The sequence below is a fragment of the Sutcliffiella deserti genome (assembly GCF_020037475.1).
Lineage (GTDB): Bacteria > Bacillota > Bacilli > Bacillales > Bacillaceae_I > Sutcliffiella_A > Sutcliffiella_A deserti.
Genome location: NZ_JAIQDB010000014.1, coordinates 1 through 26,930, shown reverse-complemented (window position 1 = coordinate 26,930; position 26,930 = coordinate 1). Strand labels below are relative to the sequence as shown.

Genomic DNA, 26,930 nt, shown 5'->3' with positions numbered 1-26,930 from the left:
GAGCTTAATAAAAAAATGTTGGAAACCTCTTGTTGGTTTTCGAGAATGTCCTATATCAACTCCCTGACACCTAGAGGAATGGAAGTGATAGAAGCCACTCTCGAAACAATCTTTTTAATCCGACCAACAAGATTATTTTTTTATAGGGTATGACAAGCAGCTGCCATACCCTATGAACTATAACCTATCTGTCTAGAATAAGTTGAATTCTTTCAAGTGCTTCTTTCCACTCTTGTTCACGATCAGCATCAGCAGAAACGTTATCAAGTGCTTGTTTCATTTCATCATCTACCGGGTAGTATAATCTACCTTTGTAAACTGGCTCTACTTGTTGTGCCGCTTCAGAGAAAATTTGTGCAGTTGCAATTCCACCGAAGTATGCATCTTCGTATTCCATAAACTCAGGCATCTCATATACAGCCGGTGCAGATGGGAATAAACCGTAACCTAAGAATGCTTTTAATTGCTGCTCAGGAGCTGTTAACCAAGAGATAAATTTATAAGCTTCTTCTGCATTTTCAGACTCAGCTGGAACCGCTAAGTAAGATCCACCCCAGTTACCTGCGCCTTCTGGCATTGTTGTAATAGACCAAACACCTTCTTCAGGAGAGTTGTCTTTAATAACACCTTGCATCCACGCTGGAGCTAGCATTGTTGCATATGTTCCTTCACCCATACCTCCAAACCATTCTGGAGTCCATAAAGGAATATCCCCTACTAGATCTTGTTCAAATAAATCCGCTACATAGTTAAACGCGTCTTTAATTTGATTGTGCTCATCCATAATTAACTCATCGTCTGTATTGAAGTACTGTTGAGTTGCTTGGTCACGTCTTGCATTGTAAACAAGCTCCCCAGAATCAGTCATTAACTTACCCGTTTTTTCTTTAATTTCTATCGCTACATTTTCGAAGTCTTCCCAAGTAGAGATTAACTCGGAAACAGCTTCTGGTGAGGAGTCAAAGCCTGCTTCTTCAAATACATCTGTACGATAGAACATTACAGTTGGACCGATATCAGTTGGTAATCCGAATAAAAAGTTTCCATCTGCATTTTCCCCATTTTGCCATACCCAATCAAGATAGTTGCCTGAAATATCAGCTGCACCATAATCAAAAAGGTTTGCAAACGCGTGCTCCGCGTTACGATATCTCTCAATTTGCGCTTCTTCAATCATCGTAATATCTGGTGCACCAGAACCTGCAGAAATAGATGTAAATAGATTGTCATGTAAGTCATTCATATCACTGTTTTGAAGATTAATAGAAACATGTGGATTGTCCTCTACATATTCTTCAATTAATTTATCGTATCCCGTATTCCCAAACTCCCAAAATACTAATTCAACGTCACCGCTGCCGATTTTTTCACTAGATGAATCATCACCTGCGTCATTACTACCGGCATTATTATTACAAGCTGCTAATAAAGACACAGCTAAGGCTGATGTTGCTGCAAGTTTCCAAAACTTTTTCATTTTGTTTTCCCCCCTGGAAAATTTAATTTTATTGAAAAACTTCAATGACAAGTAAGTCTAATTACCGCTCTACTTCCTCACCCCCTCAAAAGATTAGGATACAAACAGGCAAGATTAAAATGTGGTGGTGACTTCTCGAACTTGGTACACCTGTCTCGTAAGCGCTTACTTTAAACAGAAAGAAATTTTAAGCGCTTTGTAATACATAGTAAAATATCGAAGCGTCAACTTTCTTTCTATGATGTGAGTTGACACTCCGAGCAAACACACTGAGTCAGAGCTTAAACTTCAAAGAAATTATTTGTAATCGTCTGTTTATACCAGTAGAAGCTATCCTTTTTTGTACGTTCGAGCGTGCGGTAGTCAACATGAACAATTCCGAAACGCATAGAGTATCCTTCTGCCCACTCAAAGTTATCTAATAAGGACCAAGTTAAGTAACCTTTAATGTTTACTCCATTCTCCATTGCACGGTTTAAGGATACTAAATGCTGTCTCAAGTAATCTGTACGTTTACTATCTTTGACCTTTCCATTCAAAGGCTCATCGTTGTAGCATGAACCATTTTCGGTAATGTAAATTGGCACATCCCCATATGTTTTACTTATATAGGTTAACACTTTATAAAATCCTTCAGGGTAAATGTTCCAGCCTATATCCGTCTTTTGATAGCCTGTATCCACTCTTTCATGGTCAAACAAACCTTCATTTTCTTTGAATCTTCCAACACTACCTGTGTAGTAATTAATACCAAGCAGATCGATTGGTTGATTAATTATTTCCATATCACCATCTTGAATATTTAAAGTAGCACCTTTTGCCGCAAACCAATCAACCATATATTGTGGATAAGATCCTTTGAATACTGGATCAAAGAACCAATCAATGAAAAATGCATTTGCACGGTTACATGCGTCAATATCTTCCTGTCTTTCGCTAAACGGTTCATTCCACTCTACATTGGGAGCGTATCCAATTTTCCCTTCTAATCCTAATTCTCTATACCGAATGACCGTTTTACCATGTGCTACATGTAAATGGTGAGCTACATTCAACGCCAATTGAAGGTCTCTGTGACCAGGGGCATGTGCACCGATATAATTTGATAAAAATGAAACACACCACGGTTCATTGAATGTAATCCAATTTTTTATTTTTCCCTCAAACTCTTTGAACATTACCTCTGCATACTCTACAAATGCATCAATCGTTTCCCTGTTATCCCAACCACCTTTATCTTGCAGCGCCTGTGGCAAGTCCCAGTGATAAAGGGTACACATTGGTTCAATACCTTTTTCTAGTAAACGATCTACTAAATTGTGATAGTAATTTAACCCCTCTTGATTTACTTCTCCAGTACCATTTGGAAGAATTCTTGGCCACGCAACAGAGAAACGATAATAATCGACACCAAGATCGTTCATTATTTCTACGTCCTCATCGTACCTATGGTAGCTGTCACAAGCTACATCCCCATTATCACCATTTACGACCTTACCTGGTGTTTTAGAAAATGTATCCCAAATAGAAAGTCCTCTTCCACCTTCCTTTACAGCACCTTCAATTTGATAGGAAGCTGTCGCAACCCCCCACTTCATATCTTTTGGAAATTGTATAATAGCCATGATGTGACTCCTCTCATAATCTAACACAATATTATTTAAACTAAACCGCTTTCGTAATATACAAAAAATATAAGGTTTACTAAACCGCTTTCGTAACTGTTAAAAAAATATAATATAAGCTTTTAGGCCTTTTTTGAACTATTCCTATCGAAGTCCTTGCCTTTAGTTGTATTGCTGCTAAAAACTTATAATTTAGGTTCCTTAATAATGAAACCGCTTTCGTAAATTCATTATAAGCCTATATTTATGAAAACGCAATCATTTTTTTGTCAAAAATTGTGTCGATAAGCTAAGGTCACATTACCCCTATTAGATTCAATAAATCTTTGGCATGGATTCAACCTTCAATTCTTTAGAGAAGGCTTTTTTCTCATTGATTGTTGCTATTGTGTAGTTTGTTGTAGCCTGGGGAGTTTGTTAACTTTGGAAATGTAGATGAATTTCAGGAGTTGTTAGATACATTCGGAAATTTATTAGATGGACTTTTAAATGTGTTAGATGAAACCACAAATCTTGTCAAATTGACTTAAAAATTTGCCCAGCTATCGAATTTTGACTCAAAATTAGTCTCTAACCAGATTATATTAGCTATAATCCTCATGATCACGAGCACTTTTGACCTAAATGGGGGAAAAATAGACCGCCACAATTATTCAGGGCAGACGGTTATAGGGACAGGTCCCTTGACCCAATCTTGAAGAACTCTCCGTATATTTATCAAGATTTGAGGGGAGGGAGTCCTCAGGTCATGAAGGTATCAATTTAAACAATAATTTTTAGTCTGTTTTCATATCGAGAATCATATAATCAGGAAGTATGACTTTAGAATAGGAGGATCTAAATGACAAATAACAGCCTGTTAAGCTTCTATGATCCCTATGTTTATCAGACATTAACAACCATTGTTGATAAAACTGTAACTGTTCAAACTATAAGAGGCAGCGTTCGTGGCTCTTTGAAAAATGTATTGCCTGACCACATTGTTGTTGAATCGAACGGGACTCCCTTTTTTATTCGAACCCAGCAAATTATATGGGTTTTTCCTGGTTAGTAAAGGCTCTTTTCTTAAAGATTGTTGCTGTAAGCCTGTTCGCTGTTCTACTCACAAAAAGCAAGAGCGAAATATAACAGGAAAAGAGCACGATTGTAACGGGTGGTTTTAACTTACAAAAAGTAATAATCAATCCGAAAACTGCCTTAACAAAAGGAAGTGGAGGGGAAATAATGTTTAAAAGAATAGATAAATTACAAATCGAACTTCCAGTACCCGCTCACGGTGATATGAATGCCGCTGCTGCAGTACAAGAGCTCTTGGGTGGAAAGTTTGGGGAGATGTCTACCTTAAATAACTATATGTTTCAGTCTTTTAACTTCAGAAATAAAAAAAAGCTCAAGCCTTTCTATGATTTAGTGGCAAGCATTACAGCAGAAGAATTTGGCCATGTAGAGCTTGTTTCTAATGCAATTAATTTGTTATCGGTCGGTAATACTTTTCCAGGGGATCCCGATATCACTCCACTTCAAAATGGGAAGGATGCGAGAAACACCTACCATTTTATTGCTACAGCTCAAACGGCTCTACCCGGTGATTCAATGGGAAGAGCTTGGACTGGTGATAATGTTTTTAATAGCGGCAATCTGGTTTTAGACTTAACACATAACTTTTTTCTAGAGATTGGTGCACGCACACATAAAATGAGAGTGTATGAGATGACAGATAACCCAGTTGCTCGAACCATGATTGGGTATTTACTTGTTCGTGGAGGAACACATGTCCTCGCCTATGCAAAAGCAATCGAAATTGCTACAGGGGTAGACTTGACGAAGATGCTTCCAGTTCCGAATCTTGATAACTCAAAATTCGATTATGCCAAACCATTCATAGAAAAAGGCTTAAGTAATGTGCTATACACATGGAGCGAAACAGATTACAGGGATATCGGAATGATCTGGAAAGGGACAAATCCCGAAAGTGGCCAGCCGCTTGAAGTGAAAATTGGTACCCCAGAAGGCGGGCCGATCCCAGACTTAGAGGAACTACCAGAAGAATTTGCCCCTGGTATTACTAGGGACGATTATGAACTAATCAAAAAGCGTTTATTGAAAAATATGTAATAGATTCTTTGAAGGAAAACTACTATTAATATTTGGATTTGTTTAGCGAACGGCAGCAGCCTCTGTTCGCTATTTTTATTTATCCTCATTTGAAACTTGATTGGAATTAAAGAGGATTAGTATAAAGTGGGTTGGTGGACAAGCAACTCGCTTTTAATGTGGTTATGAAGGTTGAAACGGCGGTGATGAGCTATGTACATATGACCTCTAATATTGAGAAAGGGCCTTCCAATAGTTTAGCAAATTTCGAAAGACCTCCTAATATATAAACATTTCATAAGCTAAAAAAGACTGCCGAGATTTTCTCAACGGTCTGAGTATCACTGCATAGAAGTGAGTTACTTTACACCTTAATTTAATGAAAATACATTTAATGACCTTGTACTTACAGTGGCTGTTAATATGTTAGTTCCTGTTACAGTTAATCGGACCTCATAAGTGTGCGCACCTGCTCCCGGTGTATCAATCCAAGTTAAATTTGGAATTTCACTAAATAAGCGTACAGTTCCAGCGGGTTTATCTCCTTCGTTATTCTCTGTGAGAGTAGCTAAAAGTACTCCATCTCTATACAAGGAATACTCTATTGTGTACTGAAAAGTAGTAGACAAACCTACTATAATATCTACTTCTGCTACCGAATCTACCTTCACTGATTGGTCTGCATCAGCATTTACAGTTACTGACAACACTGTAGTTTCTTCTTCAATAGGTAAGACCGCACCCTCTCCACTTTGGTCAAATCCAAAAAAGTCTATTCCTCCTTCTGGACCTGGTGGGCCTTCTGGACCTGCTGGACCTGCTGGGCCTGTTGAGCCGGCTGGGCCTTCTGGACCTGCTGGACCTGCTGGACCTGCTGGACCTCTTGGGCCGGTTGGGCATATTGGACATATTGGATTTGTGGGTCCGCGCCTTACAGGAGAACAATTACTATTTGCTGATTTCCAAACTGGAGTTTTATTACAACAACCAGAATATTTAGTTCTTTTCAAAATTAATCACCTCCATTCTTACTACAACAATTTATGCAAAAAAACCAAAACTGCTTGGACCTCTTAAACGATTAGCAGCATGAAAAATGCCTGATTATCAATTTTAAGAGCGCGGTTAACGTACTTTTTAGAAACGAAGCCGAACGGGTTCCTTTACCGAAGAACTTTTACAAGGCCTACTTAAAGTTCAACCACATCCATTATCTAAACATTACACCGAGAGTCATGGCCCCACTGAACGAGATGCTCGGCACAGAGGTAACGGAGTCATATTAATAAAAAAACAGAAAAACCTCTGACCATCTAGTGTCCAGAGGTTTTGATTCTTGTATTGGCAAGGCTTTATTAAACAGTGAAATCTTTATTAAATTCTATCATTTTAGTCCACCTAAAATAATAATTGGGAATACTATTATGCATTATGAAATGCAATGCTCTACTAATCTTCAAAAAAATACTATTTCACGAGGAAGCACGTTATTTATTCATACAGCACTTCTTATACTTCTTCGTACTTCCACAGCGGCACGGGTCATTGTAGCAAAAGTCCCATTTTAGTCGCAACGTAATAAGTGATGTTCAGGTGATCAGTTATTTATTATCATAACGTACTAAGCCTTAGTTCATAGAAATACTGCACAATTGGATGCTTTAACTTTATCTTCTCGGCCATGTTTAAAATTCGTTTTTTTCCAACCCTTCTGTCCACTATAGCTAGAATATTCAATAGGATATCATTGCTCTCTATGCTTTCCTCTATAGAAGTGGATAAAAACTTATTAGCTACAACGATAAAATTTGATTTGCTTAATGATGACTGCGCTGAAATAAGCTCCCTTGCATATTCTGATAATTTTCTACCCCTTGCAATTACTTTTAGACGATCCTCCGGAACTTTCCCTTTGGTTTCTTTTCTTACAGCTTCAATTTCCTCATTGGTGATAGGAATTTGGATAGCTGAATCATTCTTAATTTCCAGCTCCGTCTGATACCATCGGATTAAGTTAGTATCACTCATATTGAGTACATTCTTTTTATCTACCGCAATATAACAAAGTCCTGCCTTATCAGGTAAATAACGGTAGCTTGTTGCCCGATATTCAACCCTTCCAAATAATGCAGGACAAAGAAAACTCTCCAGATTTTGCTTTAATTTGCTCCAGACCATGTAACTCTCCTTAATTTTTTCTTTTCCTTTAGTTATTTATTTTATTGCTTCTACTAACACACAATGTTCTGGTTTTTAAAACCCTCCGCATATTGGAAAGTGATTTACTTTTATTATATCATTGATTGGATTTATTAATTGTTGCTCGAGGAGATATATATTAATTCCCAGTTACTACCATGTGGTTATATAGTTAAAGAAGCGAAGTAAAGAAGCAAACAGTCTTTAAAAATTTCATCCAAAATACACTCTGACACTCCCTTCTTTTTTTGCTGTCGCTAAACAGTTTTGTAAAAACTCGGAGATTTGCTTAAGATCCCAACTTTCGCCTTTTGTTTTCGAATCAATTCTAGCAAGTAATTCAATATAGTCTACCAAAGCCTTTTCAATTTGTGGTACCGAAAACTCAGAGTGACCACCCGATCCACTGACTCCTGCATAGTAATCATTTGCATCAAGTAAATCGTACAGAGTAAGTGCATTATAATTACACTTACTAAATCGTGCATAAGCAACTTCTTCCTTCGCCTTATTGAATCCTGATATATCGTGACCCATCAAATTCCTCCTTTTATTTTGAACGAAATTAAAAATAAACTTACTTGTTCAGGATCTATCACCTCCTTAAAGTACAAACCTTTTAGTGTAGATAATATCTTTTATAGGTAAATGAGTAAGCAATTCAGTATTGTTTGGTGAAAAGGGAGAAGAAAAGGATAATTAGAAGTTTAGCTGAACAGTTTTTCATTATGCTGGGGAGGCGAAAGTACTGACACAATAAAAAGTGTTAGAGGTTGGGAGAAGTTGTATGTCTACATAATTTCATGGTCCATTTCACTTGTCAAACTTCAAAAATGAAAGATTTAGAGTATTTTCTTATATAAATTTCAATTATCATCTAGGCTAATTAAGAGATTTCATTTCTCCGCTTAACCCAAAATAAAAAAGAAGCTCCTCACAAGTTTACTCAACTTATGAGAAGCTTCTTTCTTTATCTCTATGTTAGCAAAATGTTAGCATTCTACTCTCACCTTACTTTAAAACCCACTCATATCAAGGGTTCGGGGATGTATTGTCTAGCTCCAGCGGCTAGCCCCTCGAGGTCATAAGCCACTCTAGGAATGAAGACAAAGAGCGTCTTCTTTCCTAGATCGTCTTATGCTTGTCGGGGCTGAACAAGCCGCTTCCGCTTTTCGTTATTACATCATGCCGCCCATTCCACCCATGCCGCCCATATCTGGCATTCCAGCTCCGCCACCGTTTTCTTCCGGTAGGTCAGCTACTACAGCTTCAGTAGTTAGGAACATTGCAGATACGCTTGCTGCGTTTTGAAGTGCATAGCGTGTTACTTTAGTAGGATCTACGATACCAGCGTCAAGCATGTTTACCCATTCGCCAGTTGCTGCGTTGAATCCGATTCCTACGTCTTCTTTTTTCAGACGTTCTACAATTACAGAACCTTCTAATCCTGCATTGTGTGCGATTTGACGTACTGGCTCTTCGATAGCACGTAATACGATTTTCACACCAGTAGCTTCGTCGCCTTCTGCTTGGATTTCAGCCACTTTGTTGTAGATATTAACTAGTGCTGTACCACCACCAGCTACGATACCTTCTTCCACTGCTGCACGAGTAGAGTTTAAAGCATCTTCAATGCGAAGTTTGCGCTCTTTTAGTTCTGTTTCTGTTGCCGCTCCAACTTTGATTACTGCTACGCCACCAGCGATTTTCGCTAGACGCTCTTGTAATTTTTCACGGTCGAATTCAGAAGTTGTATCTTCTAATTGCGCACGGATTTGACCTACACGAGCTTGGATCTCCTCAGTGTTGCCGTGTCCGTTAACAACAGTCGTGTTTTCTTTTGTTACAACGATTTTGTCAGCGCGTCCTAATTGGCTGATGTTCGCAGATTTAAGGTCTAAGCCTAGTTCTTCTGTGATCACTTCTCCGCCAGTTAGTACTGCGATATCTTGAAGCATTGCTTTACGACGGTCACCGAACCCAGGAGCTTTAACTGCTACTGCATTGAATGTTCCGCGTAATTTGTTCACTACTAATGTAGCTAGCGCTTCGCCTTCTACGTCTTCAGCGATTAGTAACAACGGCTTGCCTTGTTGTACCACTTGCTCAAGAACTGGAAGGATTTCTTGGATGTTGGTGATTTTCTTGTCTGTGATCAGAACATATGGGTTTTCCAATACTGCTTCCATTTTGTCGGAATCAGTTACCATGTATGGAGATGCATATCCACGGTCGAATTGCATACCTTCTACTACTTCAAGCTCTGTTGTGAACCCTTTGGATTCTTCCAAAGTGATAACGCCGTCGTTTCCAACGCGCTCCATTGCTTCTGCAATCAATTGGCCGACTTCTTCGTCTGCTGCAGAGATAGCTGCAACTTGAGCGATGGAAGCTTTACCTTCGATTGGCTTAGATATATTTTTTAATTCTTGAATTGCAACCGCAACCGCTTTTTCGATACCTTTACGTATGCCCATTGGGTTAGCACCAGCAGTTACGTTTTTTAATCCTTCACGAATCATTGCTTGCGCAAGAACTGTTGCAGTTGTTGTACCGTCACCAGCAACGTCGTTTGTTTTGCTTGCAACTTCAGCAACAAGCTTAGCACCCATGTTTTCGAATGCATCTTCTAATTCGATTTCTTTTGCAATCGTTACACCGTCATTTGTGATTAATGGAGAACCAAACTTTTTCTCTAATACCACATTGCGTCCTTTTGGTCCTAAAGTTACTTTCACTGCATCCGCCAATTTGTCTACACCGCGTAACATGGAGCGGCGAGCTTCTTCACTGAACTTGATCTCTTTTGCCATAATAGATAGACCTCCTCTGTAAAATTGTGTTTATTTTATCTAAATTATTTTCCTACAACAGCCAAAACGTCTGTTTCTTTTAAAATTAAGTATTCTTTGTCTTCGTACTTTAATTCTGTACCAGCATATTTTGAAAAGATTACGCCGTCGCCTACTGCAACTTCAAGTGCAACACGCTCACCACTGTCTAATACACGACCTGATCCAACCGCTACTACTTTTCCTTCTTGAGGCTTTTCTTTAGCAGAGTCAGGTAATACGATACCACTTGCAGTTCTTTCTTCTGACTGTACAAGTTCAATAACAATGCGATCACCTAATGGCTTTAACATGAAAATAAACCTCCCCAAATTATATGTAATGTTTTTTATTAGCACTCTATACTCTCGAGTGCTAACACAATTATTATAATAATGAATCTTATCTTCTTTTGCAAGTATCTTGCCTAAATTTTTTTCAAACATGATAATTGTCCTAAAGGTGCATCAAACCCTTTTTCATTATCTCACTAAAAAGCGTATATAAACGCAGGAATAACATATTATTTTGTAAGGTCGGACTAACAGGGCACCTTATCATTATAAGTGGCTACTGATTATATGGTACAATACGAAAGCGAATATCTAACATAAGAGGAGTTTATTATGACCAAACAGTATTGGTATGTTATTTTAACGTATGTTTTAATGCAACTATCAGGCTTTATCGGATTTCCGATACTTTTAGCACTTGGTGTGGAGAGAGAATTTATTGTTGGTTATTGGACCTTCATCAGCTTTACCATCGGTTTGATTATTGTTTCTTGGATTTTAAGGGCAGAATGGAAAGAAGGAGATTTTCGTAAAGAAACTGCTTCTATTCCCCAAACAATTCTTTGGTCCTTCCTTGGCTTTTTTCTTGCATTGTTCGGGCAAGCTATTGCGGCCCAGATACAACATCAATTATTTGGAATTGAACCAGGTTCCCAAAACACCCAAGACATTATGGGCTTTGTAATGGCAGCTCCAATTATGATTTTTGCCATTACCATTGCAGGACCTATCTTAGAAGAAATTATCTTCAGAAAAATTATTTTCGGATCCCTATATAAACGGTTTAACTTTGCAGTTGGATTGATTATCAGCTCCCTGATTTTTGCGGTTGTTCACCAAGATTTTAAGCATCTTCTCATCTATTTCGTTATGGGTGGAATCTTTGCCTTTCTTTATGTAAAAACGAACCGTATCATTGTACCTATAATTGCACATGTTGCCATGAATTCTTTTGTTGTGATCGTACAATACGTATTTAAAGATGAAATAGAAGATATGATGAAGCAAATGGAAGAAATGCAAAATGCTCTTTCTGCTTTTATTCATTTCTTTTAACAAGGATTTTCTGAAAGAATGGTTGTTTGGAACGATTAGTATTGGAGGACTAGCCTGATGAGATTTTCACCATTGAATATGTTCTTTTTTTACGGCACGATGGGACTACTCTTTTTGTATTTGGCAATTGCGTCGATGGAAGAAAGCATTTGGGAATGGCAAACCCTTCTACTTATGCTGATTGCTACGTTTGACTTTGGAGTCGCTATTCGTGCTTACCTGCTTCATAAAAAACTGAAAAATATAGATAAAAAATAGGCTGCATACCATATAGGTGTGCAGCCTATTTTCTATTTAGCTCCTGATCTTGCTCTTTTTCTGCTTGCTTTACCTTTTTATAGCCAAAGCGTGAAATGATAATACTCACTTCATACAAAAATAGGAGCGGAACCGTTACCATTAAATGCGAGAGTAATTCCGGTGGGGTAATAAAAGCCCCAACGATAAGTAAAATAAAATAGGCAAATTTCCGTACTCTTACAAGAAAATCAGGAGTAATTATTCCTAATCGAGTTAAGAACATCACAATGACCGGCATTTGAAATAATAGTCCAAATGGCAAGGTCAGCTGAAATAAAAATTGAAAGTACTCGTTTATGCCAATAACTTGATTTATATCTAAGCGTTCTGCTAGTCTGCTCATAAAATTCACTACAAAAGGAAAGAGAATAAAATAAGAAAAAGCTAGTCCACTTAAAAACAAGAAAATCGAGATAGGTATATAACTTAATGTAACTCTCCGCTCTTTTTCAAATAACCCTGGACTGATGAACGCCCATAATTGATAGAGAGTGACAGGAAAGGTGATAATAAATGCAATCAAAAAGGAAAATTGCATAAAGATCTTAATTGGATCTGTTAAACGAAAGGCATTCATCGTAAGCTCTTTCGCCTCATTCGTCTGCTGTAAATAGACAATGATTGGTTCTGCTAGGAAAAAGCCACCGATCGCCGATGCAAAAAAGAAAACGGCGATAATGATGATTCTCTTTCGGAGCTCACCAATATGGTCATACACCGACATTTCTCTATCTAGCATATATGTTCATCCTTACATTACTTTGTTTCTTCTTTTTTCTCTGTTTTCTCGTCATCATCTGCTAATCCCTTTGTTGCGTTTTTAAATTCACGCAACGTGTTACCTGCTGCTTTACCTAGCTGAGGTAATTTACTTGGACCGAAAATCAATAATGCTACAAAAACAATTAAAAAGAGGCTACCCATTCCCATTGGACCCATTCTTGCCACCTCCTCGAAATATCCTTATTCTACTACTTTTTCAGTCTGTTGAATAGTGCTTGAGAAAATATACCAATGACTGTAATTCTACTGCTAAATCAATATGATGAATGCGGATGTTTTCCGGTACATTAATACGTGCTGGCGTAAAGTTTAGTATTCCCTTTACTCCTTGTTTTACTAGTCTGTCGGCGATAGGCTGTGCTACCGGTGCCGGAACGGTAAGAATCGCTACTGTCACGTTATCTGGAAGATCCTTTTCTATATCATCCATATGAAATACCGGAACCCCGCCAATTTCAGTTCCTACTTTATTCTTATCGATGTCAAAAGCCATCACAATTTTGGTGTTATTGTTTTTCATGAAATTGTAGTGCAGGAATGCGGTTCCTAAATTCCCCACTCCTATTAGAGTAACATAAGTTAATTCATCTTGGTCGAGCGTTTTCCGGAAAAAAGTTAACAAATATTGAACATTGTAACCGTATCCCTTTTTCCCCAGAGCCCCAAAGTAGCTAAAGTCCCTCCGAATGGTAGCGGAATCCACTTTTACCGCTTCACTAAGTTCGGCAGAGGAAACTCTTTGCTTTCCGGATGTGCTTAAATTTTTCAAAAACCGATAATACAATGGCAATCTTTTCGCCGTTGCCTGAGGTATTTTTATAGATTCGTTATTCATTAAGACTGTCCCCCTTTCTAGCGAGCATTCCTTTTACCTTATATCTGTCTGTTTTATATGTTAGCCTTTTTCGCGTTGCTTGTTGCTTTCTACTCTAATTCAGAACCGTGTCTCACCTAGTCTACTTTTAAACGTTTTCATTTTACCTTATTTTTCTCATTTTGTAAGTAGGTTCGGTTGCCTATTCTTGATGTGCGGCAAGAAGAACGATACACTGAATATAGAATTGCATGAGGTGAAGATAATGATTATTTTACAAATAAATCAGTTAACAAAATATTTTGGTGCTGACCTTATTCTATCGAATATAAAACTAGAAGTACAATCGAAAGATAGAATTGCGCTCGTTGGGAGAAACGGTGCTGGTAAGTCGACTTTATTAAAAATCATTTCCAATCAGTTATCCTATGATACAGGCGATATTATCAAGCCAAAGGATGTGGAGATCGGCTACCTTGCTCAAGATACCGGTCTTCAAACGGAACGTTCCATTTGGGATGAAATGCTGACCGTCTTTTCGGGGTTAAAAGATCTTGAAACCCAGATGCGTGCGTTGGAGTCAAAAATGGGGGATCCTTCTTGTTTTGAAGATGATGCCTTGTATGCGAGGGTGTTGAAAGAATATGACGAGGTGCAAGAGAACTTTAAGCAGCGCGGAGGCTTTCAGTACGAAGCTGATATTCGTTCGGTGCTTCATGGTCTCCGGTTCTCTGAGTTTGATTATGGTACACCGATTGAGACGCTCAGTGGCGGGCAACGGACACGGCTTGCTCTTGCAAAGCTTCTACTAACAAAGCCTGATCTTTTAATTTTGGATGAGCCTACAAACCATTTGGACATTGATACCCTTTCATGGCTGGAAAATTATTTGCAAGGTTATCCCGGCGCATTGCTTATCGTCTCCCATGACCGTTACTTCCTAGATAAGGTAGTTACAACGGTTTATGAAATTTCAAGAAAACAATCCTTGAAGTTTACCGGTAACTACAGCTCCTATCTTTCTCAAAAAGCAGAACAATATGAGAGGGACATGAAAGTATTCGAAAAGCAACAAGATGAGATCTCAAAGCTTCAGGACTTTGTTCAACGCAACCTTGCGAGAGCCTCTACCACCAAGCGTGCGCAAAGCAGAAGAAAGCAGTTAGATAAAATGCAAGTGCTTGACCGTCCAAAGGGTGACGAGAAATCTGCTTCTATTATGTTTGATATTGATAGACAGAGTGGAAATGACGTTCTAAAGGGCAAGGACCTTGCTGTCTCTTATGATCAGTCCCCCATATTTCGTCATGTCGACCTTTCCCTAACCAGAGGAGACAGTGCGGCACTTGTAGGACCAAATGGGATTGGGAAATCAACGCTCTTAAAAACCTTGGTGAAAAAATTGGAGCCTTTGGAAGGGTCATTTTCCTTTGGAGCCAATGTTTCAATAAGCTATTATGACCAGCAGCAGGCAGATTTGACCTCCAATAAAACGGTATTACATGAACTATGGGATGATTATCCCCATAAAACAGAAAAAGAGATTCGCACCGTTCTTGGGAATTTCCTTTTCTCAGGAGATGATGTTTTAAAGCCCGTTTCTACGCTAAGTGGTGGAGAAAAGGCAAGATTAGCACTTTCCAAGCTTATGCTGCAACGATCTAATGTTCTTATTTTGGACGAGCCTACCAACCACTTGGACTTGGACAGCAAGGAAATTCTTGAAAATGCCTTAATTGATTACCCAGGTACAATCCTTTTCGTTTCCCATGACCGTTACTTTATTAACCGCTTAGCCACGAAGGTTTATGAATTAAGTAAAAACGGAGCTATTGAGTTTCTAGGGGATTATGACTATTACATCGAGAAAAAGGAAGAAACATTAGAGCTTGAACGCTTAGAAGCGTTGACTACTAATTCAAGTGGACCGAAAGATACTTCCGCTACAGCTGCAAATGCTTCTGATAAAATGAGCTACGAACAGGAAAAAGAGGCCAAACGTCTGGAACGGCAACGAAAGCGCCGAGTGGAAGAGATTGAAAAAGAAATGGAAGAGCTCGAGCAGAAAATCGAGCATAACGAAAGTGAGCTCTGCCTTCCTGAGGTCTATCAGGCTCATGAAAAAGTACTGGAGCTTAACACGGAAAACGAAGCATTACAGGAGAAGCTCCTTGCCTTGATGGAAGAATGGGAAGAACTTGTGTGAAATAAAGCAACCACTAGGTTTCACAAGATAGATCTCATGTGGTTATCAGGGGGATAGGATGAGTAGATTTTTTTCAACAGTTATATTGGTTGTTATTATAATTAACACCATAAGATACACTAGTTACATTTTTACCGGACCAATTGAGCCCTATTATTTTGTGATGCTTGCGATTAATCTGATTGGACTTTGCTTCGGAGTCTACTATTTATTTTTTCAGAAGAAAAGACAAAAAAACTGAACACGTTGGTCGAAAAGCAACAAAAACCGCGCAGCCATTCGAGACTGTGCGGTTTTCTATGTTCTTATCGTGTCGCACCTGGTAATGTGGAGGCCTTTCTAAGCATCCCCCAGTTCGGCAGGTAAGCTAAAAGGGCAACACCAAGTACCAGCAAAAAGTTAAGGCCTTGCTTCCATCCTTCCATATCCACCAATATATCGAGCAAGAAGTTTCTTGTTGGAGGAAAGATTGCAATAATAACAATCAAAGCCAATGTACTTAATCCTCCAATCAGACCTGTTCGGTAAAAGATGGTGCCAAGCAGAAAGCCAAATGATAGAAGCAAAAAGCAGATGATCGTATCGACAAACAATTGGTTATACCATGTGTTCGCCAAGGCCGTCGCCTCAACTGTATGGAAGGTCAGAAAGTGTTCACTACCCGAAATAGCAACAATTTGATTAAAAATTTTGAGATAGATTATGTGAATCGTAGAGAACACCGTTGCAACGATGACACAATAAATTAATACACTTAACAAATACTGATTTCTTGTCGCACCAAGCTTTATGCAATAAGGGAAGGTTTCCTTTGTTGTCAAAAAGCCTGTGATACCGCAGAAAATGTAGATAGCCATACTTGTTACAACAATCATGTTCGTGTCAAAGGATAGGACGATTAGAAACATGGTTGTTATACTGAGAATCATAATGGACCAGAATACGATGAATGAGAACCGCATATCCACCGCAAGGTAATAGAGTACTGCTCTCATATCTTTAAGCATAATTCTTTCCCCCCGTTAACTCTTCTTCTGTCATATACACCATCAGTTGCTGAATTGTGCTGCGATTTGCATCAAGATTGAAAGAGGCTGCCTGTTCCACTGTCAATCCTTCACCATATAAAGTGGCTGTCTTTCTTCCTGCCAAAACAGATTCATGGAGCACTCGCTTGCCTTTTGCAAACTCATCCACCGCGTCCCTTTTACCGGTAACAGTGATGCTTGATCCTAATAATTCTTCGGTTGATTTATGAAAAAGAAGTTCCCCGCTTCTCATCAGGATAACCTCTTCGAACAAGTTGCTTACCTCGTCGATCAGGTGAGTGGAAAGAATGATGGTTCTTGGATACTCTTCGTACGCTTTAAGCAACACTTCATAAAATTTATACCGTGCCGCCGCGTCGAGACCGATATATGGTTCATCGAGAATCGTAATCTTCGCTCTGCTTGCAAGACCGATGATTATGCCAAGCGAGGACTCCATTCCTTTGGAAAGCCCTTTAGTTTTCATAGAAGGCTCAAGGTTAAAGGTTTTAAGCAGCGCATGAGCCGTGTCCCAGGACCAATTAGGATAAAAGAGGGACGCTACCTTTAAAATATCTTTGATACTAAGGCGTTTAATGAAGTTATTGCTCTCGTTTACCAGGCAAATTTCTTTTGTTATTTTTCTGTTATTAAAAGGATTCTCTCCATCAATAAGAATTTCTCCTGAAGAAGGAAGTGAATGACCGGCTAGCAGCTGCATCAGCGTCGTTTTACCAGCGCCGTTGCGTCCAAGAAGTCCATAGATTTTGCCCTCTTCAAGCGTTAGCGACAAGAGATCCACCGCTTTTTTGGTCCCAAAGTGTTTCGATACATTCTTTAACTCTATTTTCATTCCTCGCCCCTCCTCCCGATAAGTGCTACCATTTCTTCTTCAGTAATTCCTAGTTTACTTGCTTCCTTCTTTAACGGAACAATGTAATTTGTATAAAATGCCATTTTCCTTTTAGTAAGTATAATCTCCTTTGCTCCTTCTGCCACAAACATTCCGACCCCTCTTTTCTTGAATAGGATTTCCTGATCAACCAACTGATTAATTCCCTTGGCCGCTGTTGCTGGGTTGATTTGATAGTATTTCGCAAATTCATTTGTGGATGGTACCCGTTCTCCCTCTTGCATGCTTCCTTCTAAGATGCCGCTCTCGATCATTTCTGCCACCTGCTGGAAGATGGGAATGTCCCCTTTAAGGTTAATTTCCACGCTTTCACCTACTTTGGTTTACTTGTTTAGACTGATTGTTTGTGATGGGTGTTAATTGGTTAGCTACTTATGTAACTAACTATATAGGTAGTGAAGTTTTAAGTCAATTGTTTTATGAAATTTGATTTGGTTTTACTTGAGTTATTGTGGAACGTAAGAATAAAAGCTCTCATCTCCAACTTTGTGCTTTTTTGTCGATTAAAAAAGGTTTATTGCTGAAGCTTGTCGATTATATGTAGTTACCCACAACCTTATGCACATATCCACCCTTGTTTAATAAGTTATCAAGAGAATTATCCACATTATCCACAAAACTAAGTAAAGTTACCCACATTTTTATTCACAAATTTGGTGTTATTAAATAAAGGAATCTTACTATTTACCCACAGGTTGTCCACAACCCTGTGGGTAAGATGTGAGAAGCGTCTTTTTGGGGGCATTGGTGCGAAGGAACGAAGCTTTTTGAACATCTTTCTCTGGTAATTGTACGGTTTATGTAGCTACTTGGGGGTTTGAGGTACATCATCTCGGTTCTTCCACTCTTTTCATGTACTTACTTCGCTCTTCTAGGTACATCATTTTGCGACAAGCTCTCTTTTCATGTACTTACTTCGTCCTTTTAGGTACATCATCTTGGGACAAACTCTCTTTTCATGTACTTATTTTGCTCTTCTAGGTACATCATCTCGCGACAAACTCTCTTTTCATGTACTTACTTTGCTCTTCTAGGTACATCATCTTGCGGCAAACTCTCTTTTCATGTACTTTCTTCGACCTTTTAGGTACATCATCTTGGGACAAACTCTCTTTTCATGTACTTATATTGCTCTTCTAGGTACATCATCTCGCGACAAACTCTCTTTTCATGTACTTACTTTGCTCTTCTAGGTACATCATCTTGCGGCAAACTCTCTTTTCATGTACTTTCTTCGACCTTTTAGGTACATCATCTTGGGACAAGCTCTCTTTTCATGTACTTACCTCGCTCTTTTAGGTACATCATCTCCGGACAAACTCTCTTTTCATGTACTTTCTTCACTCTTATAGGTACATCATCTCGCGACAAACCCACTCTTCATGTACTTACTTCACTCTTCTAGGTACATCATCTCCTGCCAAACCCACTTTTCATGTACTTTCTTCACTCTTTTACGTACATCATCTCACGACAAACTCTCTTTTCATGTACTTTCTTCACCCTTCTAGGTACATCATCTCGCGACAAACTCTCTTTTCATGTACTTTCTTCACCCTTCCAGGTACATCATCTCGCGACAAACACACTTTTCATGTACTTTCTTCACTCTTTTACGTACATCATCTCACGACAAACTCTCGTTTCATGTACTTTCTTCACCCTTCTAGGTACATCATCTCGCGACAAACTCTCTTTTCATGTACTTTCTTCACCCTTCCAGGTACATCATCTCGCGACAAACACACTTTTCATGTACTTTCTTCACTCCTCCATCTACATCATTCCGTCCCAATCCCCATTTCCATGTACCTGCGCCGCACCAAACGAATCCCCCGCCAGCTTAAAACCAAAGAGTTACCAAAACGCGAAGCAGCAATTTTGACCAAAAAAAAAAGCCTTTTAACTAATAATTAGTTAAAAGGCTTTTCAATATCCAATCCCGGATTAGCATTCAAATTCATTCCGGATCTTTTCCCTTTGCGGTATAGCACACTCCCAGCAGTAGCAATCATGGCTGCATTGTCTGTACAGAGCGATAAAGGCGGAATGATTAGCTCTTTCCCCGTTTTATCCACAGCCTCCTGCAAAGCTGCCCGCAGTCCCTTATTAGCTGCCACTCCTCCAGCTAATAGAACCTGGTCAACTTCATATTGCTTCATTGCCTTTAGTGTTTTTGTTACAAGCACATCGATGACACTTTCCTGAAAACTGGCTGCCAGATCTTCTGGAACAATCTCTTCGCCCTTTTGGCTGGCATTGTGAAGGGTGTTGATTACTGCTGATTTTAAGCCAGAAAAGCTGAAATCATAGGATTCTTCTTCAAGCCACGCTCTTGGCAATTTAATGGTTGCCTGCCCTTCTTGTGCCATACGATCGATATGTGGGCCGCCAGGGTATGGAAGCTTAAGCGTTCTTGCTACTTTGTCGTAAGCCTCTCCTACTGCATCGTCACGCGTTTCCCCAATCACCTCAAAGCTACCATGCTCTTTCATGAATACAAGCTCTGTATGCCCGCCGGATACGACTAGCGCCAAAAGTGGAAATTTGAGATCTCCAACAAGCTGGTTGGCATATATATGGCCTGCAATATGATGCACCCCAATTAATGGTTTAGAATGGGCAAATGCCACAGCCTTCGCTGCATTTACACCAATTAATAGTGCCCCTACAAGGCCTGGTCCTTCTGTTACAGCTACAGCGGAGATCTCATCCATTGTCAGACCGCTTTGCGACATTGTTTCTTCCAGTACAAGTGTAATCTGTTCCACATGATGCCTGGACGCGATTTCCGGAACAACACCTCCGAAGCGCTGATGACTTTCGATTTGTGAAGAAACGACATTTGCCACTATTTCTTTTCCATTTTTGATAATAGCAGCAGCTGTTTCGTCACAACTTGTCTCAATTCCTAAAATGTATTCCTCTTTATTGTTCATAAATTCACCCACATCACTAATGCGTCTTCATTGTTATCCACATAGTATTTTTTCCGTATGCCACCATTTTGAAAACCGTGCTTTCGGTATAAGTTCTGTGCCACGATATTGGATACCCTCACTTCTAATGATAGCGTAGTGGCGCCAGTTTCTTTACAGTACTCGATTGCTTTTGCTAAAAGTATATCCCCAAGCTTACGCCCTCTACAAGAAGGGCGAATAGCAATATTGGTAATCTGAGCCTCTCCCATGACAATCCAGATTCCACAATATCCTATTACGTTTGCCTGTTCTTTCATGACAAAATATGTAGCATATGGATTATTGGCAATCTCGTAGTAAAAGGCGTCCTTGTTCCAAGGGGTAGCGAATGACTCCAACTCTACCTCATAAACACCATCGATATCTTGTACCGTCATTTTTGCAATATCAAAGATTGTTTCCATCTTGTTCTCCTATTTATCTTTACTTTCCAGCCATTTCGTCTCCGCTTCTGCTAACCTCGTGTAATTTGGGACAAAAGCATGGAGATCTTCTGCATCTTTATGGAGGCCGATTAAGGCCAATTCACTGGGACGAGGGTTATTTTCACTGTTTTGAGCAAAATGTGCGAGCTCCCCAAGGTACTCTATGATGGTATCTTTATGAATGTGCACGTCATTTCCAATAAATAGTACGTCCTTACCTTTCTCTTTTAGCATGGTAAGCCAATCAGTAAGGAGGATATTAATATCTTCTATTTCTGTGACCACCCTTTGATTTTCCCACTTATATAATCCTGTATACACCTGACCGCGTCTTGCATCCACGATGGAACAGACTGAGCCTGGAAAATAACGACCATTCGCTGCCAATAGCTCTAAGCTAGACACACCGGCAAGTGGCAAATTCAATGCCCAAGCTAAAGTCTTCGCAAGTGTCACACCAATTCGAACTCCTGTGTAAGAACCAGGTCCCTTGCCTACAACAATATGGGTCAATTCATTTGGTTGTACTTCACAATCCCTTAATAGTTGTTCAATAGCTGGCATCGCCCGTACCGAATGGTTTTTCTGAAGGTTCGTCACAAGCTCGCCTATTACCTTGCCTTCCTCCACTATGGCCACGCCGAGCACATAGGTAGAAGTATCAATCGCTAATACCTTTGTCATTCCATTAGCCCCTTACATAGTTCTTCATATCTACTACCTTTTGGAGTCAGTACAATCTTTCTTTCATCATCTCCATGATGATAGAGATAAATTTCTAATCTTTCTTCAGGTAAGTAATCTTCTATTAAATGAGCCCATTCCACTACTGAAACACCCTTACCTCCAAAATAATCATCAAATCCGAGATCTTCCTCGCTATCCGCAAGGCGATAAACATCCATGTGATAGAGCGGCAACCTTCCCTCATATTCTTTGATAATTGTAAATGTCGGGCTATTTACATTGCGGGTAATATCGAGACCCTTAGCCAAACCTTTCGTAAAAGTGGTTTTTCCGGCCCCCAAGTCTCCCTCTAATAAGAGGACGTCTCCCCCTTGCAAAAGCTTTCCTAACATACGGGATTTTTCGATCGTTTCTTCTGCAGAATGAGTCATTAACTCTACTTGTAACATATATAAATTCTCCTACTCTTTTTGAAAATGATTAAATCCTTCTTTTTTTAACTCTACTTTACCGTGTTCATCATACATAAATACCTTCCCATCCCCATCTGCCACTTTTCCAATTGCCGAAATCACTATCTCTAATTCTTTACACTGCTTTTGTAAAAAAGGCCAGTCCGCAGGCGAAATGGTACCGACAAGTTCAAAGTCCTCTCCACCTGTAAGTGCCCAGGTCAGAGCATTCTTTGGATTATATTGCATTAAAATAGGATCTATTGGTATTGTATCCTTATTAATCATAATATCTACATTACTTGCTTCTGTAATCTCTATTAACTCACTTGCCAAGCCATCACTGACATCATTTAAGGCAACACGTTCAAACCCTGCCAAAACTCTTCCAAGACTCACTTTTGGGGAGGGCTGTTTATGCCTACTGACTAACTGTTTCCATTTTTCTTGATTTTCAATTGCAACATTCTTTAATAAAAGGTCCAAGCCTGCTGCGGATTCTCCTAAGGAACCTGACACAAAAACAATGTCACCGTTTCGTGCGTTGGAGCGCAGTAATCGCTTCCCTGTTTCTACCTTCCCGATAACAAACACACTTAAAACTAAAGAGCTACCTGAAGTGGTATCTCCTCCGATTAGATCCATTTTATACTGATCACCTAAAGCTCGCATACCATCATAGATTGCAACAAGATCTTTTTTAGCCCATCTAGTAGGAATTGTAATGGACACAAGGTAATAGAGGGGAATCCCACCCATGGCTGCTACATCACTTATATTCGCAGCTAATGCTTTATAACCAATATCAAATGGCTCCATGGTTTGAGCGGAAAAATGAATCTCCTCCACCATAGTATCCACACACACAACCTTTTCAAATTTTGAATCCACTCCAATAATAGCTGCATCATCTCCTATACCCACTACCTTGTTCCTATGAAACAAAGTAGAAGGCTCGATGCTTTTAATAAATTCAAACTCATCGGAAATGGACATAAATACGACACTCCTCTGCTTCCATATGCTACCCACTATTATAACGAAAGAGCCTGTATAAAGAAAATAAATCCTACAACTCTCCCAAAAAGGTTTCACTTATGGAAAGAAAGGTAATGGAATATAGAACATCAATAATAAAGGAGGAATTCAATAATGGCACATACGGACCAAGAAACTACACAAAGCAAAGTGGAAAGAAAAGTAGAAAATATGGACCAGGACAAGAAAGAACAAATTTTAGCCGATTTTGATACCTTTAAAAACTACTTAAACGATAAGATCGCTGTTGGGAAAAGAGTAGGACTTGGAGAAGAACAACTTGCGCTAGCTGCCGAGAAAGTTGCAGATTATCTAGCAAAACACGAGGAACCAAAGAATCGCGAAGAAAAGCTTCTTCAAGAGCTCTGGAAGGTCGGCGACAAAGAAGAACGTCATAAGCTCGCACACATGCTAGTCAAACTAGTGGATTAATAGAATAAATCAGAAGCCCGGCCTTGATAGGCCGGGCTTCTTTCGCGTTTCGAAACATAAAATATATTTTGTCAAGTTAAAGGATTTCGTAGTATTTTGTAGAATATTTAACCTTAGGCACAAATAAGTATTAATTGTGAACAATAATATTCTAGGAGGGAAATTAATGCGTTTGAAAGGTTTTTTGTTTTTATTTGTTATCATCTTGGCTTTAACCGGCTGCAACAATGGAGAAAGTGTGGATTCGTCCGGTACTAGTGAAGAAGGACTCTCTGTGAGTGTCGAAAATCCGGATAATGAACAGAAATTTGAAATTATCCACGCTTATCAACTATTCAACCCTTTTTATGAAGAATCAAAAAGCATTCCAAAAGAAGAACATCTCGACCTATATAAATCATCTATTATTGATCCCCTATATGACAAGTGTTTTAAAGACGGTGAATACATCCATTTAGCTGAATCCCTTCTAAACGAGGAACCTAAAAACCGCATCGCCGTACAAGACGTTATCAAAAAGATTGATTTTACAACTACAAATGAAGCAATTAAGGACGCCCTTATCACATCTTCAAACTTACTGCCAACTGAAAGTGAAACCACTGTATGTGTATTCCCCACCAATGATTCTACTAACTTAATGTTTACTGCAGGAGCAGGAAAAATAATTGTTCTCTATAATAGAAATTACTCTAGCGACATTATCAAAGCTGGTGTTGCCCATGAGTACCATCACAGCGTATGGTCAGAAAAACATTACAACAACGATTCTTTCACTGTGCTAGATAATCTAGTATTCGAAGGGAAAGCCGTAATGTTCGAAAAAACCGCCTACCCTAATATCAATTTGACACAAGTAGACGAGACTTTTAACAACGATCAATGGGCAAAAATCTCAGGTGACTTGTCCAACACCGACCAAAATAGAGCACAGACTATTCTAAGAGGAAGCAAAGAAGGATTCCCTAAGCATTATGGATATAGTGAAGGCTACAAAATGGTCAAAGCATACCTTGATGCAAACCCTGACGCAACCATAGAAGAATGGACAGAAAAGCCTGCAACCGAGATATTTGAAGAAGGTAGTTACCAAGCGAACTACAATTAAGTAAAGGAAAGCCTGCTGTCTTTTTTAAAGATGGTAGGCTTTTTTGTCTGAAATCTTTTTCCGCCTTCTGTTTTCTTCTCAATGTGGTTATAAAAACTACTTTTTTAATCCAACTTTCTATTTTATAGTCTAACTTTTATATTTATAAGCCACTTTTTCATTTTATAACCCATTCGGATCAATATAAATGCCATTCGACACACACCGACACATTATGTGCACCCAGCGTTCTAAATTTTAAAGTCTCTCTCCATACAGTGCGATCTTCTCCACTACGGCTCATAGGTCCCCTCAGCACTTATTCTATATAAAAGTAGTGAATGATGAATATCGATGGAGTCTAGCAAGGGTTACTATACAAGCAAAACCAGAAAAGTATAATTGTCGTTTATCAGTTCAACAGCAATAATCTCTACTCCACAATCAGGTGAATTTCTGAAAATGGAAAGCATCTTTTTTGCTAAAGGTTATTTTGTCATTGGTTTATGCTTTTACGTAAGTTGGTGCCACTCGTTGTTGCTGCCGGGCTCTTTTCCTGCAAAACTAAGATTATCTTAATTTTGAGTGAATAGGACAGTAAAAAGTCCAAATGCTGATTTTTTATGATCTTATAGCAACAACCTTTTAGAAAAGAGCCTTCTAAATAAGGACTGGGTTGTACGATTTATGTTAATCAGTTGGTATTAACCAATGGGGCATTTTTTACTGGAACAAGAGGCTATTATAAATCATGGTTATTTTGAAGGTGTTTAAAACAGGTCAATAGATAAATATGTTAAAATATACAAACGACAGATAATTAACACTATTCATCAAAAGGGAAGGATAGTAGAACAAGAGGATTATCCACATAATTTAGAAATGAAGTGTTGAAGTGTTTCCTTGNATATGTTAAAATATACAAACGACAGATAATTAACACTATTCATCAAAAGGGAAGGATAGTAGAACAAGAGGATTATCCACATAATTTAGAAATGAAGTGTTGAAGTGTTTCCTTGCTCACTCAACTTGCACTAGATCTTTACCAAGAGGACTTTCTAGATATCTATGGATACCTTTGGTTCTCGTTTGTATTCGGTTTAACATATGAAATCGGAAGTTGGATTAAAATGGAAGCTATAAAGAACTAGAGGATATTATTAGAAAATATAGAGAAAATTCTAAAGAAATAAGCTAAATTTTACACACTAAATGCATTATTTAAATGAACTAATGCATTGATCTAATTTAAAATTAATTAAAGGATCTTCCGCTATCTGGGAGCGATTGCAGCATAGTGTATCGCTCCTTATCTAAGAATTGGGCAGGATTGTGGAAAATATGCAAAACAGGGGATATATAATAGGAGGTCCAGATATGTTTTATAGAAGAAAACTTTATACTGTTAAAAGTGATTTTGTTGAGGAGTTCAATGCTCACTTCAACAAAACAAACTTACCTAATCAATTAAAGCATGGAGCACGCTTGATAGGAAGATGGATGAGGGATAATAAGGACAATACTGTCGAAATTTTTGCCATTTGGGAATATGACAGCTATGAAGATTATGTGGGAATAGAAACAAATATAAAAAATGATAAAACACATGTTCAAATGATTAAAGATTGGTACGAAAATAGTGGCGGGAGAGAACAGGTGCTTAGTCAGTACATACTTGAAGTTAAAAATGAAGCATTAGAGTCTACACTAAGATAATTCATCTCCTACGCAATCTGGGAGCTTTAATGGAACATTGAAATAAAGGAAAAAGGCTTAGAGTGAAAACCCTCTAAGCCTTTTTGATGTGAAAAATGTTGTGATTTCATTGCGATTTGCCCTGTGATTTTTTTGCACCTCACAAGTAAACCCGTTAATGTATGTTATGGAATGTTTTTTATTTCATCCTAAAAAAGGGCAAAAAAAATACGAAACCAAGTTTCGTTCTTTAGTAAAAATGGCGGTCCCGACCGGGATCGAACCGGCGATCTCCTGCGTGACAGGCAGGCATGTTAACCGCTACACCACGGGACCATTTGGTTGCGGGGACAGGATTTGAACCTGTGACCTTCGGGTTATGAGCCCGACGAGCTACCGAACTGCTCCACCCCGCGACAATATTAGTATTTAGTTTAAATATACTATATAACTTTTTTAAAAAAGCAATATGCCTGGCAACGTCCTACTCTCACAGGGGGACAGCCCCCAA

General features: G+C 38.9%; 28 protein-coding genes and 2 tRNA genes. 9 read left to right on the top strand and 21 right to left on the bottom strand.

The window, feature by feature from the left end; genetic code table 11:
- Positions 1–184: 184 nt before the first annotated feature.
- Entirely contained in the window at positions 185–1,477 is a 1,293-nt protein-coding gene (locus K9B36_RS15935; RefSeq protein WP_223703391.1) for an ABC transporter substrate-binding protein, read from the bottom strand.
- Between the two features lie 281 nt (positions 1,478–1,758).
- Complete coding sequence (locus K9B36_RS15930) at positions 1,759–3,102, bottom strand: GH1 family beta-glucosidase (protein ID WP_223703390.1); 1,344 nt, start codon at positions 3,100–3,102, stop codon at positions 1,759–1,761.
- Positions 3,103–3,943: 841 nt separating this feature from the next.
- Between K9B36_RS15930 and K9B36_RS15925 the strand changes: the two genes are divergently transcribed.
- A complete protein-coding gene (locus K9B36_RS15925) occupies positions 3,944–4,153 on the top strand; it encodes a YuzF family protein (RefSeq protein ID WP_223703389.1) in 210 nt (69 codons plus the stop codon).
- A gap of 173 nt (positions 4,154–4,326) precedes the next feature.
- The gene (locus K9B36_RS15920) at positions 4,327–5,217 is read left to right on the top strand and encodes a manganese catalase family protein (RefSeq protein ID WP_223703387.1); all 891 of its coding nucleotides are present in this window, start codon (positions 4,327–4,329) and stop codon (positions 5,215–5,217) included.
- A gap of 350 nt (positions 5,218–5,567) precedes the next feature.
- On the opposite strand, the gene K9B36_RS15915 is transcribed toward K9B36_RS15920, so the two are convergent.
- The 6 genes from K9B36_RS15915 to groES all read right to left on the bottom strand — a co-directional run bounded on the left by K9B36_RS15915 (position 5,568) and on the right by groES (position 10,540).
- The gene (locus K9B36_RS15915; protein ID WP_223703385.1) at positions 5,568–6,206 is read right to left on the bottom strand and encodes a hypothetical protein; all 639 of its coding nucleotides are present in this window, start codon (positions 6,204–6,206) and stop codon (positions 5,568–5,570) included.
- Positions 6,207–6,683: 477 nt separating this feature from the next.
- Positions 6,684–6,770 (bottom strand): SEC-C metal-binding domain-containing protein, encoded by an 87-nt coding sequence (locus K9B36_RS17080; protein WP_223703417.1) that lies wholly within the window; start codon positions 6,768–6,770, stop codon positions 6,684–6,686.
- A gap of 37 nt (positions 6,771–6,807) precedes the next feature.
- Positions 6,808–7,374 carry an SF0329 family protein gene (locus tag K9B36_RS15905; protein ID WP_223703384.1) on the bottom strand — a complete coding sequence of 189 codons (567 nt, stop codon included), beginning with the start codon at positions 7,372–7,374 and terminating at the stop codon, positions 6,808–6,810.
- Between the two features lie 234 nt (positions 7,375–7,608).
- Positions 7,609–7,932: a hypothetical protein gene (locus tag K9B36_RS15900; RefSeq protein ID WP_223703383.1), complete on the bottom strand. Its 324-nt coding sequence runs from the start codon at positions 7,930–7,932 to the stop codon at positions 7,609–7,611.
- A gap of 641 nt (positions 7,933–8,573) precedes the next feature.
- Entirely contained in the window at positions 8,574–10,208 is a 1,635-nt protein-coding gene (groL, locus tag K9B36_RS15895) for a chaperonin GroEL (protein WP_223703382.1), read from the bottom strand.
- Positions 10,209–10,252: 44 nt separating this feature from the next.
- On the bottom strand, positions 10,253–10,540 hold the full coding sequence (groES, locus tag K9B36_RS15890) for a co-chaperone GroES (RefSeq protein ID WP_223703381.1): 288 nt from the start codon (positions 10,538–10,540) through the stop codon (positions 10,253–10,255).
- Positions 10,541–10,852: 312 nt separating this feature from the next.
- Here groES and K9B36_RS15885 point away from each other — a divergent pair, with 312 nt between their 5' ends.
- The gene (locus tag K9B36_RS15885) at positions 10,853–11,575 is read left to right on the top strand and encodes a CPBP family intramembrane glutamic endopeptidase (protein ID WP_223703380.1); all 723 of its coding nucleotides are present in this window, start codon (positions 10,853–10,855) and stop codon (positions 11,573–11,575) included.
- 57 nt (positions 11,576–11,632) lie between these two features.
- Positions 11,633–11,833: a YdiK family protein gene (locus K9B36_RS15880; RefSeq protein ID WP_223703379.1), complete on the top strand. Its 201-nt coding sequence runs from the start codon at positions 11,633–11,635 to the stop codon at positions 11,831–11,833.
- Between the two features lie 25 nt (positions 11,834–11,858).
- Here the strand turns inward: K9B36_RS15880 and tatC are convergent, their stop codons facing one another.
- Genes tatC through K9B36_RS15865 form a run of 3 tightly spaced genes read right to left on the bottom strand, consistent with a single transcriptional unit; the run spans position 11,859 to position 13,493 of the window.
- Complete coding sequence (tatC, locus tag K9B36_RS15875; RefSeq protein ID WP_223703377.1) at positions 11,859–12,614, bottom strand: twin-arginine translocase subunit TatC; 756 nt, start codon at positions 12,612–12,614, stop codon at positions 11,859–11,861.
- Positions 12,615–12,631: 17 nt separating this feature from the next.
- On the bottom strand, positions 12,632–12,814 hold the full coding sequence (locus K9B36_RS15870) for a twin-arginine translocase TatA/TatE family subunit (protein ID WP_223703376.1): 183 nt from the start codon (positions 12,812–12,814) through the stop codon (positions 12,632–12,634).
- A 40-nt stretch (positions 12,815–12,854) separates the two neighbouring features.
- On the bottom strand, positions 12,855–13,493 hold the full coding sequence (locus K9B36_RS15865; protein ID WP_223703375.1) for a redox-sensing transcriptional repressor Rex: 639 nt from the start codon (positions 13,491–13,493) through the stop codon (positions 12,855–12,857).
- 244 nt (positions 13,494–13,737) lie between these two features.
- Here K9B36_RS15865 and K9B36_RS15860 point away from each other — a divergent pair, with 244 nt between their 5' ends.
- Both K9B36_RS15860 and K9B36_RS15855 read left to right on the top strand, forming a co-directional pair.
- The gene (locus K9B36_RS15860) at positions 13,738–15,678 is read left to right on the top strand and encodes an ABC-F family ATP-binding cassette domain-containing protein (protein ID WP_223703374.1); all 1,941 of its coding nucleotides are present in this window, start codon (positions 13,738–13,740) and stop codon (positions 15,676–15,678) included.
- A gap of 58 nt (positions 15,679–15,736) precedes the next feature.
- Entirely contained in the window at positions 15,737–15,919 is a 183-nt protein-coding gene (locus K9B36_RS15855; protein WP_223703373.1) for a hypothetical protein, read from the top strand.
- A 64-nt stretch (positions 15,920–15,983) separates the two neighbouring features.
- Here the strand turns inward: K9B36_RS15855 and K9B36_RS15850 are convergent, their stop codons facing one another.
- From K9B36_RS15850 to thiL, 8 genes are all read right to left on the bottom strand, one after another.
- Complete coding sequence (locus K9B36_RS15850) at positions 15,984–16,685, bottom strand: hypothetical protein (RefSeq protein WP_223703372.1); 702 nt, start codon at positions 16,683–16,685, stop codon at positions 15,984–15,986.
- On the bottom strand, positions 16,678–17,559 hold the full coding sequence (locus K9B36_RS15845) for an ABC transporter ATP-binding protein (RefSeq protein WP_223703371.1): 882 nt from the start codon (positions 17,557–17,559) through the stop codon (positions 16,678–16,680). Before K9B36_RS15845 ends, K9B36_RS15850 begins: the two co-directional genes overlap by 8 nt.
- A complete protein-coding gene (locus K9B36_RS15840; RefSeq protein WP_223703369.1) occupies positions 17,556–17,924 on the bottom strand; it encodes a GntR family transcriptional regulator in 369 nt (122 codons plus the stop codon). The genes K9B36_RS15845 and K9B36_RS15840 overlap by 4 nt, the downstream gene beginning before the upstream one ends.
- 1,608 nt (positions 17,925–19,532) lie before the next feature.
- Entirely contained in the window at positions 19,533–20,558 is a 1,026-nt protein-coding gene (tsaD, locus tag K9B36_RS15835) for a tRNA (adenosine(37)-N6)-threonylcarbamoyltransferase complex transferase subunit TsaD (RefSeq protein ID WP_263399403.1), read from the bottom strand.
- Positions 20,555–21,004 carry a ribosomal protein S18-alanine N-acetyltransferase gene (gene rimI / locus K9B36_RS15830; RefSeq protein ID WP_223703367.1) on the bottom strand — a complete coding sequence of 150 codons (450 nt, stop codon included), beginning with the start codon at positions 21,002–21,004 and terminating at the stop codon, positions 20,555–20,557. Before rimI ends, tsaD begins: the two co-directional genes overlap by 4 nt.
- A gap of 9 nt (positions 21,005–21,013) precedes the next feature.
- On the bottom strand, positions 21,014–21,709 hold the full coding sequence (tsaB, locus tag K9B36_RS15825; protein ID WP_223703366.1) for a tRNA (adenosine(37)-N6)-threonylcarbamoyltransferase complex dimerization subunit type 1 TsaB: 696 nt from the start codon (positions 21,707–21,709) through the stop codon (positions 21,014–21,016).
- A complete protein-coding gene (gene tsaE / locus K9B36_RS15820; protein ID WP_223703365.1) occupies positions 21,706–22,161 on the bottom strand; it encodes a tRNA (adenosine(37)-N6)-threonylcarbamoyltransferase complex ATPase subunit type 1 TsaE in 456 nt (151 codons plus the stop codon). Before tsaE ends, tsaB begins: the two co-directional genes overlap by 4 nt.
- 12 nt (positions 22,162–22,173) lie before the next feature.
- Positions 22,174–23,160, bottom strand: coding sequence for a thiamine-phosphate kinase (thiL, locus tag K9B36_RS15815; RefSeq protein WP_223703364.1), 987 nt, complete (start codon positions 23,158–23,160; stop codon positions 22,174–22,176).
- A 156-nt stretch (positions 23,161–23,316) separates the two neighbouring features.
- Here thiL and K9B36_RS15810 point away from each other — a divergent pair, with 156 nt between their 5' ends.
- From K9B36_RS15810 to K9B36_RS15800, 3 genes are all read left to right on the top strand, one after another.
- Positions 23,317–23,634: a DUF3243 domain-containing protein gene (locus tag K9B36_RS15810; RefSeq protein ID WP_223703363.1), complete on the top strand. Its 318-nt coding sequence runs from the start codon at positions 23,317–23,319 to the stop codon at positions 23,632–23,634.
- A 166-nt stretch (positions 23,635–23,800) separates the two neighbouring features.
- Positions 23,801–24,742 carry a DUF2268 domain-containing putative Zn-dependent protease gene (locus K9B36_RS15805; RefSeq protein WP_223703362.1) on the top strand — a complete coding sequence of 314 codons (942 nt, stop codon included), beginning with the start codon at positions 23,801–23,803 and terminating at the stop codon, positions 24,740–24,742.
- Between the two features lie 1,359 nt (positions 24,743–26,101).
- A complete protein-coding gene (locus tag K9B36_RS15800; RefSeq protein ID WP_223703360.1) occupies positions 26,102–26,440 on the top strand; it encodes an NIPSNAP family protein in 339 nt (112 codons plus the stop codon).
- A gap of 239 nt (positions 26,441–26,679) precedes the next feature.
- Here K9B36_RS15800 and K9B36_RS15795 read toward each other — a convergent pair.
- Positions 26,680–26,755: transfer RNA gene (locus tag K9B36_RS15795), tRNA-Asp, on the bottom strand.
- A 3-nt stretch (positions 26,756–26,758) separates the two neighbouring features.
- A tRNA-Met gene (locus K9B36_RS15790) sits at positions 26,759–26,835 on the bottom strand.
- Between the last annotated feature and the right edge of the window lie 95 nt (positions 26,836–26,930).